15 protein-coding genes and 3 pseudogenes are annotated in these 18096 nt (G+C 59.0%); 4 read left to right on the top strand and 14 right to left on the bottom strand.

Annotated features, from left to right (window positions below; translation table 11 throughout):
• Positions 1–301: 301 nt before the first annotated feature.
• The 3 genes and pseudogenes from RLEG4DRAFT_RS64385 to RLEG4DRAFT_RS64375 all read right to left on the bottom strand — a co-directional run.
• A pseudogene (locus RLEG4DRAFT_RS64385) lies at positions 302–499 on the bottom strand (4-hydroxyphenylacetate 3-hydroxylase C-terminal domain-containing protein); the annotation flags it as partial.
• A gap of 758 nt (positions 500–1257) precedes the next feature.
• Positions 1258–2021, bottom strand: a protein-coding gene (locus RLEG4DRAFT_RS64380) for an IS5 family transposase (RefSeq protein ID WP_088941446.1) whose coding sequence is annotated in 2 segments (ribosomal slippage) — positions 1258–1691 and positions 1691–2021 — 765 coding nt in all. Because the reading frame shifts where the segments join, the coding sequence is not laid out codon by codon here.
• 205 nt (positions 2022–2226) lie between these two features.
• Positions 2227–3213, bottom strand: a complete 987-nt coding sequence (locus RLEG4DRAFT_RS64375; protein ID WP_003575337.1) for an AraC family transcriptional regulator — start codon at positions 3211–3213, stop codon at positions 2227–2229.
• A 153-nt stretch (positions 3214–3366) separates the two neighbouring features.
• Between RLEG4DRAFT_RS64375 and RLEG4DRAFT_RS64370 the strand changes: the two are divergent.
• Positions 3367–4109: pseudogene (locus RLEG4DRAFT_RS64370) on the top strand (alpha/beta hydrolase).
• Positions 4110–4286: 177 nt separating this feature from the next.
• Complete coding sequence (locus RLEG4DRAFT_RS64365; RefSeq protein ID WP_171898178.1) at positions 4287–5498, top strand: MFS transporter; 1212 nt, start codon at positions 4287–4289, stop codon at positions 5496–5498.
• Between the two features lie 393 nt (positions 5499–5891).
• Here the strand turns inward: RLEG4DRAFT_RS64365 and RLEG4DRAFT_RS64360 are convergent, their stop codons facing one another.
• Positions 5892–6251 carry a response regulator gene (locus tag RLEG4DRAFT_RS64360; RefSeq protein WP_003575344.1) on the bottom strand — a complete coding sequence of 120 codons (360 nt, stop codon included), beginning with the start codon at positions 6249–6251 and terminating at the stop codon, positions 5892–5894.
• Positions 6248–8434 carry a PAS domain-containing sensor histidine kinase gene (locus RLEG4DRAFT_RS64355; RefSeq protein WP_003575346.1) on the bottom strand — a complete coding sequence of 729 codons (2187 nt, stop codon included), beginning with the start codon at positions 8432–8434 and terminating at the stop codon, positions 6248–6250. The genes RLEG4DRAFT_RS64360 and RLEG4DRAFT_RS64355 overlap by 4 nt, the downstream gene beginning before the upstream one ends.
• 280 nt (positions 8435–8714) lie before the next feature.
• Between RLEG4DRAFT_RS64355 and RLEG4DRAFT_RS64350 the strand changes: the two are divergent.
• Positions 8715–9247: pseudogene (locus RLEG4DRAFT_RS64350) on the top strand (EAL domain-containing protein); the annotation flags it as partial.
• A gap of 8 nt (positions 9248–9255) precedes the next feature.
• On the opposite strand, the gene RLEG4DRAFT_RS64345 reads toward RLEG4DRAFT_RS64350, so the two are convergent.
• The 8 genes from RLEG4DRAFT_RS64345 to RLEG4DRAFT_RS64310 form a co-directional block, all read right to left on the bottom strand.
• Positions 9256–9567 (bottom strand): PRC-barrel domain-containing protein, encoded by a 312-nt coding sequence (locus RLEG4DRAFT_RS64345; RefSeq protein WP_003575348.1) that lies wholly within the window; start codon positions 9565–9567, stop codon positions 9256–9258.
• 2 nt (positions 9568–9569) lie between these two features.
• Positions 9570–9929 (bottom strand): hypothetical protein, encoded by a 360-nt coding sequence (locus RLEG4DRAFT_RS64340; RefSeq protein WP_003575349.1) that lies wholly within the window; start codon positions 9927–9929, stop codon positions 9570–9572.
• 1 nt (position 9930) lies between these two features.
• A complete protein-coding gene (locus tag RLEG4DRAFT_RS64335; protein WP_003575350.1) occupies positions 9931–11148 on the bottom strand; it encodes an Nramp family divalent metal transporter in 1218 nt (405 codons plus the stop codon).
• Positions 11145–11687, bottom strand: a complete 543-nt coding sequence (locus RLEG4DRAFT_RS64330; RefSeq protein WP_003575351.1) for a hypothetical protein — start codon at positions 11685–11687, stop codon at positions 11145–11147. The genes RLEG4DRAFT_RS64335 and RLEG4DRAFT_RS64330 overlap by 4 nt, the downstream gene beginning before the upstream one ends.
• Before the next feature lie 399 nt (positions 11688–12086).
• On the bottom strand, positions 12087–12422 hold the full coding sequence (locus tag RLEG4DRAFT_RS64325; protein WP_432416800.1) for a LysR substrate-binding domain-containing protein: 336 nt from the start codon (positions 12420–12422) through the stop codon (positions 12087–12089).
• Between the two features lie 363 nt (positions 12423–12785).
• Positions 12786–13082 carry a DUF982 domain-containing protein gene (locus tag RLEG4DRAFT_RS64320; RefSeq protein ID WP_003575353.1) on the bottom strand — a complete coding sequence of 99 codons (297 nt, stop codon included), beginning with the start codon at positions 13080–13082 and terminating at the stop codon, positions 12786–12788.
• Positions 13083–14491: 1409 nt separating this feature from the next.
• Positions 14492–15244 (bottom strand): SDR family oxidoreductase, encoded by a 753-nt coding sequence (locus RLEG4DRAFT_RS64315; RefSeq protein ID WP_003575358.1) that lies wholly within the window; start codon positions 15242–15244, stop codon positions 14492–14494.
• Between the two features lie 19 nt (positions 15245–15263).
• Complete coding sequence (locus RLEG4DRAFT_RS64310; RefSeq protein ID WP_003575360.1) at positions 15264–16148, bottom strand: NAD(P)H-binding protein; 885 nt, start codon at positions 16146–16148, stop codon at positions 15264–15266.
• A 140-nt stretch (positions 16149–16288) separates the two neighbouring features.
• Here RLEG4DRAFT_RS64310 and RLEG4DRAFT_RS64305 point away from each other — a divergent pair, with 140 nt between their 5' ends.
• Positions 16289–17224 (top strand): AraC family transcriptional regulator, encoded by a 936-nt coding sequence (locus RLEG4DRAFT_RS64305; protein ID WP_003575362.1) that lies wholly within the window; start codon positions 16289–16291, stop codon positions 17222–17224.
• A 558-nt stretch (positions 17225–17782) separates the two neighbouring features.
• Here the strand turns inward: RLEG4DRAFT_RS64305 and RLEG4DRAFT_RS64300 are convergent.
• The gene (locus tag RLEG4DRAFT_RS64300; RefSeq protein WP_003575363.1) at positions 17783–18085 is read right to left on the bottom strand and encodes a putative quinol monooxygenase; all 303 of its coding nucleotides are present in this window, start codon (positions 18083–18085) and stop codon (positions 17783–17785) included.
• Positions 18086–18096: the final 11 nt, after the last annotated feature.

Genomic DNA, 18096 nt, shown 5'->3' with positions numbered 1-18096 from the left:
CGCCCTTCTTTGTGCTGATCACCCGAATCGAGCATTCACTGCCGGCGGATACCATTCGAGGCTATCCGGCAGCGAGCGGCGCAACCTCTTTAAGTCTGCACGAAAGTCCGGCGAATTACCTCAACATAATCGAGCCGGCTGCAATGAGGGTCGGATCGCGCCACGGGCGATGCAGGAGAGTTTCAACTCTCAGAACGACGCTCGATCGCCGCCCTATGTTGATCCAACGCGGGCGAGATGATGGCAAGACAGTTCGATGAAGCCGAGCACAGCGCCAACGCCAGTTAGGGCTTTTGCACGTCGACATGGAGGTGCGGTAAGAAAGCGCCGCTTCCATGTCGGGCAGCACGGCGCCATTCGCCCATGGCTGCGGATTGTGGGCCATGGCATTGGAAGAGGACCAGAACATGGGCCGCAGCGCAATGACCTCGCCGAGTGCTGCCTGATTGCCGCGGAAGGCGTCGCCGCCGGTCGCCCGCAGCGCCTTTGCAAACAGCCCCCGCGATAAAGTCGGCCAGGTCAGCAGCCGGATCAAGGCATTTGTCCTTCACGTCATGTTGGATCGACCGGATAATCCGATACGCTTCAAGCGTCTCAAGAGATACGCTCCCTCTCAAGAGGGGAGCCGCGCAGAAGGGGTTGGAGAAGGAGTTGACCATTGCCCTCTGCGCGGCCCGAACCCCGTGGAGGGGGTAGATCGCGAAAAGCGCAGGGCAACGCTTTCCAACGATCCGAGTAGTTAACTACAATGGGAGGCGGCGGTTCCTGTACTGTGACGCACCAACCGTTTCGCCCTTAGGGGCGGTCGGGCTCGGTGGACCGCACGGCCGCTGCGAACAGGGGGTGCAGCAGCAGTATAAGAGACAGATCCATGCGGCCCGTGGGGTCAGTTCAGGTTGGCGGGGCTAGTTTGTTCAGACGGAAAGGCGGCTGCGCCATAGTTGCTGAGGAGCGGACCGAAGCGCATCCTTGCACCAAACCGCCGCCGCAACAAAAGTTCTGGCGCCGCGACTTTTCGCGTCAAAATCACCGGGGCTGCCGGCGGTAACGTGTTTCGGTTTCTTTTTGCAAGAGGAGCCGTCGCTCCTCCATAAATTTGCTGCAAAGTTCTAAAGAACCTGCGCCGCACGGTATGCCTAAATAATTGATAAGCATGTTCGACCAGGACGGTCGATTCCTATCAAAGGCAGGCATCGCTGCGTTCCGCTATGGGGCGGCCATTTTGATATCGAAGACTAGGCTGTGGTGACAAATTAACTATTTGAGCCACAGCATGATGCTTGCAAGCTTGATGAAACCGAGGAAATTGGCGGCGAGTTTGTCATAGCGTGTGGCGAGGCGTCGCCACTGTTTGAGCTTGGCGACGAAACTCTCGATGCCCCAGCGCTGCTTGTAGGCAATGCGATCATAGGCATGCTGGTGCTTTCGATGGCGTCGCGGCGGAATGACCGGTTCACCGCCCTGATCAAGGATGATGTCGTGCAGGCTGTCGGCATCATAGGCGCGGTCCGCGAGCACTTGTTTGGCTGGCAGTCCCCGAACGAGGTCGCAAGCCGGAGCCATGTCGTTCTGCTGCCCTGGGCCGAGATGGAAACGAACCGGCAGCCCGAGGGCATCTACTACAGCATGGATTTTGCTGCCAAATCCGCCACGAGAGCGGCCGAGAGCCTGGGCTTGCGGTCCCCCCTTTTGCGGCGTCCGCCAGCCGCTTGCGCCTGCGCTCGGATCACGGTGGCATCGATGGACAGCCATTCCATATCCGGCTCGGCAGCCACCGCTTCGAACACCTGGTCGAATACACCTTGATCGATCCAGCGGTAATAACGCCGTTTGACTGTCTGATACGGGCCGAAACGGTCCGCGGGCAGGTCGCGCCAACGTGCACCGGAGCGCGCCAGCCACAAGATCGCATCGAAGAACCGCCGTCCGTCGCTGCGTGGACCCCGCTTGCCTCTGCGACCACCCGGCACGAACGGCTTCAACCGTTCCCACTGATCATCCCTGAGAACTTCACCATCCATCGCTGAACTTCCAAAAGTCAGCGTTGAATCTGATTTGCTCCTCAAACGGAATCCCAACTCGTTAAATCGTCACCACAGCCTAGATCTTTGAAATACGGCTTTGCGCCCTTCAGTACTCACAGAAGCGGCTGCTCGAAAGCGGATTGCCGAGGCCGCATGCTTGCGCCAATAGCGGCCAATTGGGGAATTGGCACGAAGGGTTTTCTCAGCTTACCCGCGTCATGACAGGTGGAATTCCGAACTGTGCCTTGAAGGCGCGGCTGAACGCGGCCTCCGACTCATAACCGACGCGGCGGGCCACCTCGCTCACCCGTGCATCGGAGCGCCTGAGCATGTCGCTTGCCAGCAGCAGGCGCCAGCGGGTCTGGTAGTGGAGTGGCCCCGCCCCGACCAATGTCGAGAAGCGCTCGGCGAAATTTGATCGCGACATCCCTGCTATGGCGGCCAGTTCTGCCACGAGTCTGCGACGGAAAGGCTCGTCGTGAATGGCTTTCAGCGCCCGGCTGATGCGGGCATCCGCAAGTGCAGCGAGCCAGCCCTTTTCCTCCGGTGGCGCGGTTCGGACCCAGATGCGCATCGCGCGGATGACGAGTACATCGATGAGCCGCGAGATCATGATTGCCGCGCCCGGATGTGGCGCCTGGGCCTCGGAAAGAAGCGAGTTGGCCAGGACCTTGAGCCATTCTTGGTCCTCTCCTTTGGTCGATCCCTGAATATGGATCACCGAGGGAAGAACGGCGAGCATCGAGGGCATATTGTCGCCCTCGAAGCGAAAGGCGCCGGTCACCAGGCGGGTGACGGGCCCATTGCCTTCGAGGCGGATCGAAAGGCTGTCGTCGCGCAACTGCGCCTCCAGCAGCTTACGAGCCTCAATTGGCTTCACACCCGGCGTGCCGATCGCATGCCCCGTTCCTTGGAGCATGACGAGCAGGTCGCCGGCCACGGCATGAACCGCCTTTCCATCGCTCGCCGTGAGCCAGAGTTCGCCTTCCGAGACGACATGGAAATAACCTGAACCGTTGCCGAGCCTCAGCCCCCATGGCGCATGGAGCTCCGCCGAGAAAATGAGTTCGCCGCGCAGGCGAATGAGCGTGAGGATCTGTGACAGAAAGTCCGCCCGCGACGCCATCATCGGGAATTGGCTTTCGGACGCCAGAGCAAGAGATTGAGAGACGTGATCATGGCCGGTCATGCGGGCTGCCTCTATGTTGTAGTCATCGCTTGAAGCGAAAATGCAATCAAAACCAGACGATACGGAGAGTTTCAGTCCACGGTGCCGCATCCGGCACCGCGGGAATTGATATTGCCGGTCGTCCAGAACTTAGCACAACATATGGAGATGGAAATGAAAACTATTCTGTCAACGCTCATGCTCAGCGCCGCTGTTCTCGGTGCCGCTCCCGTCCTCGCACAGCCGACGAAGAACATCGTCCTCGTCCACGGCGCGTTTGCAAGCGAGACCAGTTGGGACAAGGTCGCCGCCATCCTGGGCGCCAAGGGCTATCATGTCATACAGGTCGCCAACCCGCTCACTTCGCTCCCGACGACGTCGCCGCCACCAAGGCCGCGCTCGATGCCCAGGACGGCCCGACCGTGCTGGTCGCCCATTCCTGGGGTGGCGTGGTGATCGGCGAGGCCGGTGACGTCGCAAAGGTCAAGTCGCTGGTCTACGTGTCGGCTTTCGGCCCGGACAGGGGTGAATCGCTTAGGAAGCTGCTGGCCGCCCGCCAGCCGAGCGAAGGTGCCAAGGCCATCCGCCCGAACGACAAGGGCGGCCTGATCGTCGATCCCGCCGCCTTCGCGAACGCCTTCGCCGGCGATCTTCCCCAGGCCGAAGCCGAGGCGCTGGCTGAGAAGCAGTTGCCATCGAACCCCGCCAATTTCGAGGCCGTGGCGCAAGTGGCCGCCTGGCACCATAAGCCGAACTTCTATGTCGTGACGACTAATGACCTCACCATCCCGGCCGACGCCCAGCGCTTCTTCGCCGGCCGCATGAAAGCCGAAGTCACCGAGATCGCCGCCAGCCATGCCGGACTGATCTCGAAGGCAGAGGGCGTCGCCGGGGTGATCGAGGAGGCGGCGCGCTGAGCCTCGGTTGGCCGTCTCTGACATGCTGTCGCGCTACCTCTGAATTTCTTTCAAGTTGTGAGAACGCGGCCTGGCTACTGCGACCAGGCCGGACGTGACATCCATGTCCTCGAGCAACACGCCGGTATGAGTTCCACCAACGAATTCACCCATTCCGTTCCCAAAAGGACCACCGAAATGTCCATCACCTCAGAAACTCGCGGCTTCGTTCCCGCCACATCCGATACCACCGCCCGTTCCCAGAAGCTGACGCTGCTCGCGCTCGCGCTTGGCAGCTTCTCGATCGGCACGTCGGAGTTTGCCAGCATGGGTATCATCCAGCTGTTCTCCGACAGCCTTGGCATCAGCATTCCCGATGCGACCAACGCGATTACGGGTTACGCCTTCGGCGTCGTCCTCGGCGCGCCGCTGGTTACGCTCGCCGCCGCCCGGCTCAACCGTCGCATGCTTCTGCTCTTGCTCATGGGCCTGTTCATCGCCGGCAATGTGCTTTCGGCCATAGCCTCCAACCTAGGGTTCCTGATGCTGGTGCGCTTCATAAGCGGCCTACCTCAAGGTGCTTATTTCGGCGCCGGCGCCGTGGTCGCATCCTACATCGTCGGACCCGGACAGGCAGGCAAGGCTTTCGCCATCGTCATGAGCGGCCTGACGGTCGCAACCATCGTCGGCTCGCCGCTTGCCACCTTCCTCGGTCAGACCATTGGCTGGCGCGAAACCTATCTCGCAGTCGCAGCCTTCTCGCTGCTCGCCTTCGGTGCCATCTGGCATTGGGTGCCGCGCACCAAGGCGCTTGACGGTGTCCCGGTCATCCAGGAGCTGTCGTCGCTCCGCAAGGGCTCGGTCTGGGGCGTCATGCTCGTTGCCGCCCTCGGTGTCGCCAGCATCTTCGCGGTCTACAGTTTCATCGCGCCCATGGTCACCGACACCGTCCGCCTGGCCCCGGAAATGATCCCGGTCGCTCTGACCCTGTTCGGCATCGGCATGACGGTTGGCAATGTCTATGGCGGCAAGCTCGCCGACCTCCATCAGGCTCGTGGCATCGCCATCGGCTTCGGCAGCGCGCTGCTGATCATGGCCGTCCTGGCCGTCGGCGGTGCCAATCCCTGGATCTTCTTCCCGTCCATGTTCGGTGTGGGCGCCGCAATGATGGCGGCGATCCCGACCATTCAGGTTCGCTTGACCAACTTCGCTCCGGAAGCTCCGAGCCTGATGGGCGCGATGAACCTCGCCTCGCTCAATGTCGCCAATGCCGTTGGCGCTGCGGCGGGTGGTGCCACGATCGCGGCGGGTTACGGCCTCCTCGCGGCCGTCTGGGCCGGCTTCGCCCTCACGCTGGCAGGTTTGATAATCTTTGGGCTCACGATGATGCAGAAGGCGAGGGCCGCCTAGGCGGCCCTCAAGCTCGTAGGAGGACGGTGTCTGCCCTCGAACTGATCCCGGCTTTTGGTGGCCTGTCGCTTCAGAACTCAACCGAATAGTAGAAAGCAAAGGCAAGGAACCGAGACGGACGGGTTGATCCGCTCGGCAAGGGGGTGGAAGTCAAGAGCCGGTCGCCGCCGTCGTTGGAGAAGCAATTACCGGCGGCGCCTTTTCACTTCATCCTGACTTGGGCCACTGCCATGGCACGCTCGATAAGATGCGCCACTACTTCGAGGTGCCTCTTGCAAGCTCGACAGAGCCCGAGGATATCGCCAGTCCACCTGACCGCCCGCTCAATATAGGTCGTGATGATTGCGTGATGCGGTTCATGTCCGCTGGCGACGCATCCAGTTACCGCCCGCATCAGAGCTTCAATGCGGCCTCAATTGTTTCCTGTAGATCTTTCTTGGAAAAAGGCTTGCCAATCAGCGGCTGATGAGCAAATTCATCCGGCAATCCGCTCAGTCCGTATCCGGTGCTGAATATGAACGGGATCTGACGTTTGCGGAGGATTTCCGCGATTGAAAAGCTGGACTCACCGGCAAGGTTGACGTCCAGCACTGCAAGATCAACGGCCGCATCGGCCACGATCGTCCGTGCATCGGCAAGCCGCGATACGGATGCGACCACGTCGAAACCGAGATCCTCCAGCATGTCCTCGATCATCAGAGCCACCAGACCCTCGTCCTCGACAACGAGAACCTTCATTCCGGAAACGTTCATGCCTTCACCTGCCCAACCGGAATCGAGATGAGGCAGGATACGCCGGTTGGCTCAAAGGAAAGGTCAAACTCACCACCGAGGTCCCGCTCAATAGAGCGTTCCATCAGGCGAGTTCCGAAACCTCGTCGGGTTGGCGGCCTGACAGGCGGCCCATCCTGCTCATGCCACTCAAGGACCAGCGTTGATTGAGCCCCGGCCTCATCTTGGAGCCGCCAGGACAGAGAGAGCGCGCCCGCCTCGGACGACAGCGCCCCATATTTGATCGCATTCGTGGCGAGCTCATTCAAAGTCATTGTAAGGCTGAGTGCCGCCCGCGGGTCCAAAGCAGCAGGAGGCCCGTCGAACTTGATGCGCCAGGCCGCTTCGCCGGCGAGCGGTACCAGCACCTCCCGGATGAGAGAATCCAGGGGAGCGTCCTGCCAGTGCCGCTTGGTCAAAAGATCGTGGGCTCGAGAAAGAGACAACAGTCGATCTTCGAAGCGGTGCAGGAAGTCATCCAGATCCTCAGCGTGCCTTGCCGATTGTCTCGACAGCGACTGCACCGTCGCTAGTGTATTCTTAACGCGATGATTGAGCTCATCGATAAGAGTCTTCTGTCTGCTTTCTGCTTGTTTGCGCTCCGTGATGTCGACGAGCATGTTTATGGCTCCGACGAGGTGGCCATTGGCGTCGTGAAGTGGCGTAGGGTACGGTATAAAGGGAACGCGACTGCCATCTGGCCGTTCGGCGATCGCTTCCGCGCCTCGAACAGGGCGATCTTCCTTTAGTGCCACCGCCATCGGACATTGGTCATGCGGAAGCGGGGTGCCGTCGAGATTGAACAGACGCCAGGTAACACACCACATGTCGCCCGCCTGTGGCGTTCGCCCCGACATCTCAACAGCTGCCTTGTTATAGAATGTAATCCGTCCTGTCGCGTCGGTCGTATATACCGCGGCCGGTAGCGCCTCGAGCAAATCGCGCATGTGCTGCTCGCTTGCGCGTATCTGGTCCTCCATCTGCTTCGCGACCGTGACATCCTGAATCACCCGCACGCCGTAGCGGAAGCTCCCGGTGTCATCCCGTACCGACGAGCTATGGATGTCGAGATAGACAATGCTCCCATCCGGTCTTGTGGCCCGCTTGCGCAGCGCATAGTTGTCGAGTTCTCCGGCAATTTGACGTGTGTAGAGCGCGGCATCCTGCTCACGGTCGTCATCGTGGGTGTAATCGCAGAAGGTCATGCTGAGCAGCTCTTGGCGGGAACGTCCGAGCATCTGGCATAGCGCGTCGTTCACCCGGAGAAGGCGCCCCACGGAGTCAGATTCTGCAATTCCGATCGTCGCAGCTTCATAGGTCGCCGCCAGGCGGTCCTCGCTGTCGCGACGTGCACTCTCGGCTTCGTGGAGATCGGTCACGTCGGTCGTGAAGCAGCGCGTGTTGATGAACGTTCCATCTTCAAACCGGCTGTTGGACGTGATCAGCACATGCTTGAAAGAGCCGTCCTTAGCGCGAAGGCGCGCAGGATAGCGGTCGAGCCTTTCACCGCATGACAACTTATGCAGAATATCGCCTATGACCGGCGCATCCGCATGAAATTCCGCGATATGCCGTCCGACATATTCCTCGGCGGTATAACCGAGAAGAGCCAGCTCTGCCTTGTTTGCACGTTGAATGATGCCGTCGCCACCGACAATGTGGAGACCGATCGCGCTGTTCTCGAAGAAATCCTCGAGGTCTGCGTTCCTTCGGCCAACCTCCTCCTCGATGGCCTTGCTCGCGGAGATGTCCTGAAAGCAATTTATCCCCCCTTGAATCGTACCGTTGTGGTGTTTCAGGGGGCGGATGTTCACCAGGGCGACAAAGCGCGATCCATCTGGCCGTTCGATGACGACTTCTGCATTGCGTGTCTCTCTTCCCTCAAATACAGCCGTCGCCATCGGGCAGTCTTCGTGCGCCAGTGGCGTGCCGTCCGGCATGAAAAGAGCATGGGACCCGCAGAAACGATCGCGCCTTTCTTCGAGCCGCGGCGTCCTTCCCCAGAGTTCGGCGGCCTGTTTGTTATAACGGACGAGCCAGCCATCGTGATCGCAGAGATAGACGGCGCCTGGAATAGCGTCGAGCACGCTCGGCGCCGCCGCGACAAGCGCGTCATATTCGCTCAACTTGCGGGGTGTGAGCGGGAATTCCTCGATATTGGACATCGGCGACCTTTGCGCTTGTGATCTTCTCGTCGCGGTCGGAGCGGTTGAGGTTTCACCAGCGGAATAGGATCTCTTCCGCCCCATCCATCAATCTGCCGAGCCAAAGGCAACGCGCCTAAACGTGTAGCTCCGGGATTTGTTTCATTTTAAGGCGAAGTTTCTACCGGCGTCTGGTGCCGCAACGTCCATTTGAACTCGTCGCAGCGCCCGAGACGTCGATGCGGAGGAGCTTGATCCGGCCGGCCAATTCAGCCAGATGCGCAGACGCGCCAGCCCTGGGCTGTCCGTGAATGTCTCGCCATTGCAACTCTGCAATCCCGATTTCGCTGCCGATGTTCTTCGGTTTGTTCGCGACGAAGGGTTTGATCCGATGACGCTCACCTTGGAGATTACCGAGGGTTCTGATGTCGCATTCCGAGCAGGCGAGGCGTTCGATTGATGCGCTGAAGGCTTTGCTCTCTATGACTTCGCTTGTGGTCACGCGAGTATCGGGACATTGCGACGGTCCGGGTTCGACAGCTTGAACGTGATTAGTAAGGATCGGCCGCCAATTGGCTGAGCCTTCACCCAACCGACGACCGATCCTTACTCATCACGCATTCGACACATCTCTCGTTGTGGCGGTGGATAAGGGAGGCGGGGGCTCGCCGTTCTGAGAGCAACGGTTGCGCTTGCCAGTGCGCTGGGCATACCCGTAACTGCCGAGGGCATCGAATTTCATCATCAGGAAGACGCCCGCGTGCTGCTGCTGCGACCAGCTTCAGGGATATGCTCGGGCGCCCCATGCGTGCAGGGGGCGTGCGGCATCTATAGAGGTGGCTTCAGTTGAGCGTCTGCAGGGTAGTCTCGCGGCAAGTCACTCGCAAATGCTCGAGATCCCGCATATCGAGCTTGTCCCATGGAACCGCTTTTTTGCTGCCGGATCTTGCCGCCCCTATCGCGGTCAGTACTGCACGACCGATGGCAAGGGCCGACAGCCGCTCAAAGAGGCTGTAGGCGCCAAGGTGATATTCGACGACATAGAGATCCGCGCCGCGTGCTTCAGCCTTAACCTCTTCCAACCGGCCAACGGCCTTGCCTTCAAGGTCGTAGACCTGTTTTCCGAGCAGTAGTTCGAGCCGAACCTCGTTCATGGTTATCCTCCCGGGATCCGCGTGATCACGTGGCGCTTCAGCCAATCCTGACACTGTTCCAATGGCGTCTCGCGACGATCCACGTTCACTTCGATGTCAATCGCAACGTTTCTGACTTTTTCCCAGGGCACGCGAAAAGCCGTGGCATTATCATCTGCGCCAGCCGTTCGGTAAAGCCAACGCAGGAAGCGATGCGACCGGTAGCCCAGCCGTCGCGACAGCGTCAGACTCCCCATTTCAATGAACGCGACTTTGGGAGCGTCGCCGTCAGAAAGGCTGAGGACGAGGCCATCTGCCTTGCCGATACGATTTTGCTCCTTGTCGACCATTTGCTTGTCCAGGACGTCGCGGATCAAAAGCATATCATCCTCCAAATATCTGCAGGGGAAGGGTTATCAGGGCGACTATGAACGACAGGCCGATAATGACTAGCACGGCGGTATTGCTGATCCATCCATTACGGTGCTTTCCAACAAAATTGCGATCGTTCATCAAAAACAGAAACGGAATGACGCCGAAGGGCAAGGCCAACGCGGTGATCGCCATCGAAAAAATCGTCAGTTGCAGGGGATCGACGCCAATCGCGATCGGCAGGACTGCGATACCGATGAAGCCTGTATAGACAAGGGCGAATGCCGGATCGGTTCGGGGCTTGGCATCTTCCGACCAATTCCAACCAAAACCCTGGGCGGCCAGGTAGGCCTGGCCAAGGCTTGCTTCGAGCGCGGCGCCGAAGCAACTGATTCCGAGCGAAGCCGCGAAAAGGTAAAAACCCCATTTGCCCAATGCTGGGGTCAATATCGGCGCAATCTGGTCATATCCTTGGATGTCGGTGATGCCGCGCGGCGGAAAGACGAGTGCCGCCACAATCAGGATTGACGCTGCAATGACGGCGCCGAAGCTCATCCCCACCGTCGCGATTACGCGATTGGCGCCAAGGAAGCTCTTATCCCACTTTTCCTCGATCGCGCCCGACGAGTAAAACAAGAACAGGAACGGGGCTATCACGGCTCCTAGAATGCTGACGGCAATGAAACCGTAGTGCAGCGGCTCTTTGTCCGGCAGCGTCGGCACCAGTCCTTTTGCCACCTCCAGCCAGGGTGGGCCCATGACAAACACACCTACCACGAAACATACTGCCACCAAGCCCAGGAGGGCTACACCATCTTCGATCATGCCGAATGTGCCCTTCCAGAGCAGAAGCCATACGGTCAAGGCTACCGGCAAGGCCCACCACTGAAAGCCGACACCGCTGACAAATTGCAGTGCTAGAGCAATACCGCCAATCTCTGACGCGAGGACGAGCAGATTGACGATCGAAATGATCAATAAAGTGACCAGGAAGTAATTCGCTCCGAAACGTTCCCTCATCCCATCGGCGACGGTGTGATGGCTGGCGATGGCAAATCGCCCCGACATTTCAATCAGGAATATAAGACATACAGTGCCGATGACAATGGGCCAAAGCAGGCTGAACCCATAGGCCGCTCCAGCCTGGCTCGACGTTGCGATCTGACCGGTTTCGATAAATCCCCCGACGCTGGTGACTATCCCCAGCGATATCTGAAGCAGCTTTTTCATCCCCCTGCACCAGAGAGCATAAGCTGCTCGGCCTCGTAGCGGTGAAGCTCGACAAGATTTTGATGGCCCTCTTCGAAACGCCCATGTCCGATCTCGTCGTGCGCCGTGGCGATCAATCCATTGAGCCTGACAACAGCCGCTCTCGCTTGGTCATACCTCGAGGTTTGCGGCAACTGCGATGAAAGATGCAAGATCTCCCTATGGCATCGTTGCACGGCAAGATCGGTGAAACCTTCTGGAACACGTCCCCCAAGGCGGGCCTCCAGGATCATCTCGGCGCTGGCGCTCCACACGAGGATTTCCTGCAGTTGTTTGTGAGACTGCTCATCCTCGTTCGAGCAGGAGGCGAGGGACAGCAATAGAACCGCAGATAAGGCTCTATTCGACCACCGCGGACTTCGCTTTACCGTTCTTGCTGGAAAGATGCGAACATGACCTTGGCCTGCATGTGCTGTATCGCCAGGCAGTGCGACGTTGCGAGAAGTCGGCGCTCGCCTGTCGTGGGTAGAGGAGGTGCGCGCCGGAAAACTCTTGGTCAAGATGCGCTCCTTGCGAAGAATGCGCCGAACTGACGGTTTGGGTTCCCAATCAACCGTTTACCGATCAGATTGGTTCCGCCCCGATGCGAGAACACTTGGCGGTCATCCGAGGCCGGCGGCCCGAAGATCAGCTACCAACTGCTGCTGATCTCCAACGATGCCAGAGCCGACACGGCCTTATCGCGAATTTTTCCAGCGCTGAGGACGTGAGAGGCTAGCCACCGGGTCGGCCGCTCTGTCCGGCAGAATGTTTGAGCCCGTGATCCCGCGGACCAACTCCAAAAAAAGCCTGAACCTTTGATGGAGGAGGCTTGACGATACGCGTAGGGCGGAAACGTCTCGTCGGACCAAGCGGAGAGGAGCGGCACGCCAAGGCAAGCGCTGACCAGCGATCCGGTGTCATTGACCACAAGGGATCCGTCGGCGGCGACGGGGATGCCTAGCCGGACCGCGCTGAAACTCCCATTCGTAAGGGCGCTGCGTGACTTGATTGCGGATCAAAAGGCAGCGGTGCCCGTTTCGGAGATCCTTCGGCTCTTCAGGCTTGCCATGGCGAGCGAGGTAGGACGGCGAGGCGCAGGTCACAACGCGCGCCCTGAACAGCAGCCGCGCCTTCAGTGACGAGGATTCCGGCTCGCAGAACCGGACGACAACGTCGAAGCCGTCCCGGCGAGGTCGCCCATTCGATCCCGCAGGCCGACATCGACGAGCGACTCGGGAAACCGCTCCAGGAATTCGCCTATACTTGGCGACAGCAGGTGATGCGTCGGCGAAGGGGGAAATCAGGTCGCCGCATAGTCGCAGCGCACAAATCGAGTAGCAAAAGACAGATAGATTGAACCCGGCAACTTACTCATAAACTTCACCCACAGTGTTTCGCGCATTGGCAATATCCACTGAATTGCTGATGGGATGATAAGCCGCTGGGATGCGGCGAGCGAAACCAGGCTCACCATCCTTCGGCCATTACGGTCGCGAGACTTCAAAATCCAAGTTCACCTGTCAATGTGCGAGCTGCGCACCGTTTACTGTGGTGCTAACACCTCAGAATAGCTTACCGCGGTGCGGCGCGATTGCCTCGGGCGGGGCTTGTTTTTGTCAGCCCGCCATCTTCATTTCCGCCATGTCGTCGGGGAGGACATGCATTCCCGCCGCACGGGCCGCCTTTACGAAGGCGTCGCGGGCGATCTCAGGATCCAGATAGAGTTCCATCGCGTCGAGCGACGTCGCAAGCGCCCGATGAAACTCGGGGGATTGCTTGCCGCCGGATGGCCAGCTCACGCTGAGCAGAAGCACCGCGAGTTCGTCGACGGTGTGTGCCTGGCGGTAGCGCGCGAGACCTTCGATCTCGACATGGAGCGGACGGATAGGAACCTTGATCTGAGAGTTGTTCATGACACGAGACCCTCCTGACCTACACCGAAAGCCTGAACATTGATTCGGTTCCGTGACGGCCGGCTCACAGCGACAGGCATTCCTCCCAGATGCCATACGAGTCCTAGTCCATGGCAGCGGCCTGGCCTCAATATGCGCCGATCGACATCGGGCACTCACGTCGTGGACCCACCTTGTCAACGCCTAGACCTGTCGGACGGGTCGGCCTATTCGAGAACGCCCCGGTTCCGTTCCTCGTCGCTGCGACGGTTGCCCGTCCCGATGAGATGACGTTCGGTCGTGCGAAAGCCCTTCGGGGTCGAGACACCTAGCGCCATTTAGCGGAAGCCGGAATCCTCGCCCGAAGCAGCGAATGAACAATTTTAAGGGAAACAATATCCGGCATTTTTATGGTCGATTATGGCCGCCCAACGTACAGGAGACTCATTGCTTAGGGTTTAGCAAGCGATCGCTGGGCGGCCAAACGAACAATACCAAATATTGATGCAAATTGTAGTTATAATTTCAACGCTTAAGCTGATTTTGTTCCTTATACGGGTATCGTAGCTTTCGACTTTTAGCTTATCTTAATATATATGTCGAAACAAATGCTTGTAAAAGTATTATTTATTGAATATATTGACAGAACTTGCGTGACTGGTCGTTGCAACGTCGCGATGGGTTGGGCCAAAAATAGAAAACACCCCTTTTCCTATCCCCGCTCTCGCGGGGTTTTCTTCTTCAAGCCTAAAAGGTCGGTCATCAATGTTCTCGGCCGCCGAGTGTGTTGTCACGAAGTCGTGTTGCTAGTGTCTGGTGATTGAACGATCCTGGCGGAAGTGGAGGGCGAGCAACCCCCGATGACATGGTGGTCATACTGGAGCAGGGTCCGCCCAACGACGAATCCGATATGGTCGGACGCGCCGAGGACGACGAATGAATCATGATCGGTCATTTCCGCTGCTCCAATGGCCAGACTTCGACGATCCCGTGCGCAACGGCGCATGGAGTCCTTGAGACGAGTTCTATCGCATCCCGGAGGCTGTCGGCTTCGATAAGCGCGAACCCGGCAACCGGCAGGGATGACTCTAAAAAGGGTCCGTGCGTCGTCTCGACCCACCGGAGAGCCCCTTTCATCTTCAACTTCTCATCATGGGTATGGGCTTCGTTGCGCCTGCCGGAGTCGTACGGTCATAAGCCTGGCTGGTCTCCATAGCCGATTGTTACATATAGGGGCATCACAGTATTCCTTTCTTCCTCAGTTCGTCTTTCGCAGCTTCACTTTTCTCGGCGGCAACGCCGAGTGCCCTCAGCACGACTTGGATTTGGTGAAGTGGACGGCACGGTATTCGATGATTTCGACGTGGTTGCCCCATTAGCACGACGGCTTCCGTGTCGAGATGGCGCGCGCCATATGCGGTGCGTGTAGGTCAAAATCCGTTGAAGATCGCAAACCGTCGCGCGTAGTCGCCGTCCCTTTCGGCAAAGCGTTCTCCCCTGACACGCTCGACGAGGATTTCCCCTTCAGGTGGGTTCGGGTCGGCCAGGAGCTCCATCACTTCGGTGATATAGGCGGCAAGCGGCATGGCGTGTGGATCGCTGAGCTGATGAGGCCCGCTGAGTTCCGTCTGGACATAGGGTGGCGCCAGTTCAAGCACTTCGACCGAAGATCCGCGCAGCTGGACGCGCAAGGACTGTAGCCAGGAATGCAAGAACGCCTTGCTGGCGCAATAGGTCGGGAAGTTGTTGCGTGGAACGAACGCCAGACCTGAAGTCGTCGTGATTATGGTCGCCTGCGGCTTCGCGGCAAGGGCCGGGAGGAGGGCTGCCGACATGTGCAGCACGCCCAGGATATTTGTCTCAATAATGTTGCGTGCGATGGAAAGATCAGAGCCGCCGGGCAGGCTTTCGGGTCGCGAGATACCCGCGTTGTTTATCAGGACATTCAGCTCAGGCATTTTCTCCCGGACCCGTGTCGCGAAGGCGTCGATCGCCTCAGGGTCCTGAACGTTGAGTTGAAAGCCGATCATGCCCGGGTTGGCTGCCGTAATCTCGTCAAGGCGGCTTTGGCGACGGCCGGCGATGATGACCTGGTTGTCGAGCTTGTGAAATGCTTCGGCAAGGCCCCGGCCGATGCCGCTGGTGCCGCCTGTGATGAGGATGGTGTTCCCTGTCATCTGCATGATGTTAGTTCTTTCGTGGTTATCCCAGGAGCGTCGGGCGCAGGACGTCCTGGCACCATTGGCGAAAGCTGGTCGGAGTGGTGTTCTCACTGGTTCTTTCGACGCCGAGATCGAGGCCGCGGTCCTTGGCACTGGCCATGTCGGTCATCCCCTGTGCCATCGCCTCGGAAAACCCGAATTGCAGGAATCGCGCCTTGTAGGCCTCGAAGGTGATTTGCTGGAACCGAACGGGACTGCTCAGAACGTCCGACATGATCTCTGCCATATCGTTGAAGGAAATGTTCTCCGGCCCAAGAACGGCAAGCTCCTCCTGGCCCTGCCAGCTGGGGTCCAGCAGCAACCGGCTCGCCACGGCTGCAATGTCGCGGGTGGCGCAGCTCGGTAATTTCAAATCGCCGGAAATCGGTGAGAAGAACATGCCCTGGTTTTTGATCGACGCGGCCTGCATGAGAAGATTGTCCATGAAGGAGGGCATGGTGAGCGCGCGAAAGTCGACACCGGTGCTGGCGACCAGATCGTCCATCGCCAGCGAGCCGGTGACGTAGCCGGCATTGGCTGCAAGTGGCGTATTTCGTCCGAGTGCAGTGATGCTCACCACGCGTTTTACACGATTGGCTTTCAGGGCGTCTGCGGCCGGTCGGGAGAAATCCACATAGGCGGCCATGACGCTGTCTGCTTTTTCGTCCGCAGGTACCAGCCAGAACACTGTCTTTGCACCACCGAATGCCCGTTTCACGATTTCGGGGTTCGCATGGGAACCCGCTACAACCTCAACCTTGTTCTGAACGTTAGCCGGCAACTTGGTGGGATCGCGGGCAATGACGCGGACCGAAGCGCCTTGTCCGAGAAGGTTTTCGACGACTTGCTGGCCGATCTGGCCCGTAGGGGCGGTGACTACGATCATTGGATGCTCCTCATGCCCTTGCAGGATTGTGTAGATGTTGGTCAACGCTCGTGAACGCCTTGAACAGACAGTTAAGGCATTGATGGTGGACGAGCCATGCTCTATGGTCGGCAATATCGTCGCGATCGTCCGGAACTCTTATGGATCCGCTCTCTGAAGTGCTCAGCCTGCTCAAGCCAGACAGCACCATCTCTTCAGGCTTTGATGCCGCTGGCGAGTGGTCGATCCAGTTCGGCGACCAACACCGTCAGATCAAATGCTATGTGATCGTCACGGGGGGGTGTTGGTTGGCGGTCGACGGCGTCGATGAAGCGGTACGCCTCGAACAGGGCGACTGCTTCGTGCTGCCGCGCGGCCTGCCGTTCCGGCTCGCAAGTGATCTCAGCCTCTCTCCGGTCCCTGCGCCGACGCTCTTTCCCGCAGCGCGTACGGGGGGGATGGTCACCGTCAACGGAGGCGGGAACTTTTCACTTGTCGGTGCGCGTTTCGCTGTTAGCGGCAATAGCGCCGGTATGCTCTTGGAAATGCTACCGCCCATCGTCCACCTCAGAGGGGAAACAGAGCGGGACGCCTTGCGTTGGTCAATCGAACGGATGATGCAGGAGTTACGTTCTCATCGGCCGGGCGGACATCTGATGGCGCAATATCTTTCGCATATGATGCTGCTCCAGGCACTTCGTATTCATCTGTCAGATAGTCATCAACGCACGGGCTGGTTCTATGCTCTGGCCGACAAGAACCTGAGTGGCGCAATTCGCGCGATGCATGCCAACCCGGCGAAAAACTGGACGTTGGCGGAACTGGGTGAGAAAGCCGGAATGTCACGCTCCGTATTCGCTGAGCGCTTCAAGGCAACCGTTGGAGAGACGCCTATCGACTACCTGTCAAGGTGGCGAATGCTTCTGGCCTGCAACCGGTTTGAAAACGGCGATGACCCTGTTTCGGTTGTCGCGCCGGCGCTGGGCTATCAGTCCGAGAGCGCCTTCAGCAAGGCGTTCAAGCGCGTCGTCGGATGCTCACCGCGCCAATATCGGGGTCAGGAAATCCTTTCTTCCGAAACTCGGCCAGCACATTAAGGGCTTGCGGTTGTGGTTGCCTTCTCGTCGGGAAGCCTCCTCACGAGGGTCTCTTTCCCCTCGCCAAATTGCCTCCGATCCAAGGCGTCGCAGGCGCTCACAGCTCTTTGAACCCTTTGACCAACGCGGCGAATAGCGCGCGGCATCTTGCATTGGCGCGCAGATCGTGGTGCATGACAATCCAAAGATCTAGCTCGAGGTCAAACTAATCGGCCAACACGCGGACTATTCCGGCAAGCGTCAGGCGCCAAATCCGCCGATTGACCGCAGTGCTGGCGTCAGGTTCAATTTCGTGGCAACTCCGTTCGAGATGGGCATTCAGCTCGGATCTCTCGGCGAGCTCGGGCTGGGCGGTGCCTATTTTCAATGCCCTTTGTGCAGCTCTCCACACTGATGCCGGACCCAACCGGATCCCACTTCGATAACGGAGAGGCGCCGGTTTGGGGCGCGATGCCCGGCGCGGCTCTCGTTGTGCTGTTCCGCTTCGGGCAAATCCGGGGCCGCAGTTTTTAAGGTTAAGGTGGACGAATATGAGCTACGTGAGGGCGGAGACGCGGATTAGCGCTTGATAAGGTCGCGTTCGTTAAAAGCGTCGTATTTCCGAATGTCGCCCTCCATACGCCCCTGCCATCGGGCGACGAACGCTTGGGTGTCGGGCGCCTCAAGGTGAGCACTGAGCGCGGACTGATCGGACCAACGTTCCGAAATGAGCAATCGTCCGGCCGCAGGGTCGGTCACCGCCACGTCATAGGAGACGTTGCCGGCACGCTGTCGGGTGGCAACCGCAAGAACTTGCAGGGCGCCTAGAAATTCCGCCAGGTCGGCGGGGTCGATGTGCATATATCCAGTTACAATCAGCATGTGCATTTCCT

Source organism: Rhizobium leguminosarum bv. trifolii WSM2297 (assembly GCF_000271845.1).
Note: the sequence above shows the minus strand (reverse complement) of the source record. Positions and strands in the feature narration are given on the sequence as shown.

What these genes read in the sequence shown, in the direction of transcription:
- RLEG4DRAFT_RS64375 (WP_003575337.1), bottom strand. Translation starts at nt 3,213, where the DNA reads ATGACCGGCCATGATCACGTCTCTCAATCTCTTGCTCTGGCGTCCGAA.
- RLEG4DRAFT_RS64365 (WP_171898178.1), top strand. Translation starts at nt 4,287, where the DNA reads ATGTCCATCACCTCAGAAACTCGCGGCTTCGTTCCCGCCACATCCGAT.
- RLEG4DRAFT_RS64360 (WP_003575344.1), bottom strand. Translation starts at nt 6,251, where the DNA reads ATGAACGTTTCCGGAATGAAGGTTCTCGTTGTCGAGGACGAGGGTCTG.
- RLEG4DRAFT_RS64355 (WP_003575346.1), bottom strand. Translation starts at nt 8,434, where the DNA reads ATGTCCAATATCGAGGAATTCCCGCTCACACCCCGCAAGTTGAGCGAA.
- RLEG4DRAFT_RS64345 (WP_003575348.1), bottom strand. Translation starts at nt 9,567, where the DNA reads ATGAACGAGGTTCGGCTCGAACTACTGCTCGGAAAACAGGTCTACGAC.
- RLEG4DRAFT_RS64340 (WP_003575349.1), bottom strand. Translation starts at nt 9,929, where the DNA reads ATGCTTTTGATCCGCGACGTCCTGGACAAGCAAATGGTCGACAAGGAG.
- RLEG4DRAFT_RS64335 (WP_003575350.1), bottom strand. Translation starts at nt 11,148, where the DNA reads ATGAAAAAGCTGCTTCAGATATCGCTGGGGATAGTCACCAGCGTCGGG.
- RLEG4DRAFT_RS64320 (WP_003575353.1), bottom strand. Translation starts at nt 13,082, where the DNA reads ATGAACAACTCTCAGATCAAGGTTCCTATCCGTCCGCTCCATGTCGAG.
- RLEG4DRAFT_RS64315 (WP_003575358.1), bottom strand. Translation starts at nt 15,244, where the DNA reads ATGCAGATGACAGGGAACACCATCCTCATCACAGGCGGCACCAGCGGC.
- RLEG4DRAFT_RS64310 (WP_003575360.1), bottom strand. Translation starts at nt 16,148, where the DNA reads ATGATCGTAGTCACCGCCCCTACGGGCCAGATCGGCCAGCAAGTCGTC.
- RLEG4DRAFT_RS64305 (WP_003575362.1), top strand. Translation starts at nt 16,289, where the DNA reads ATGGATCCGCTCTCTGAAGTGCTCAGCCTGCTCAAGCCAGACAGCACC.
- RLEG4DRAFT_RS64300 (WP_003575363.1), bottom strand. Translation starts at nt 18,085, where the DNA reads ATGCTGATTGTAACTGGATATATGCACATCGACCCCGCCGACCTGGCG.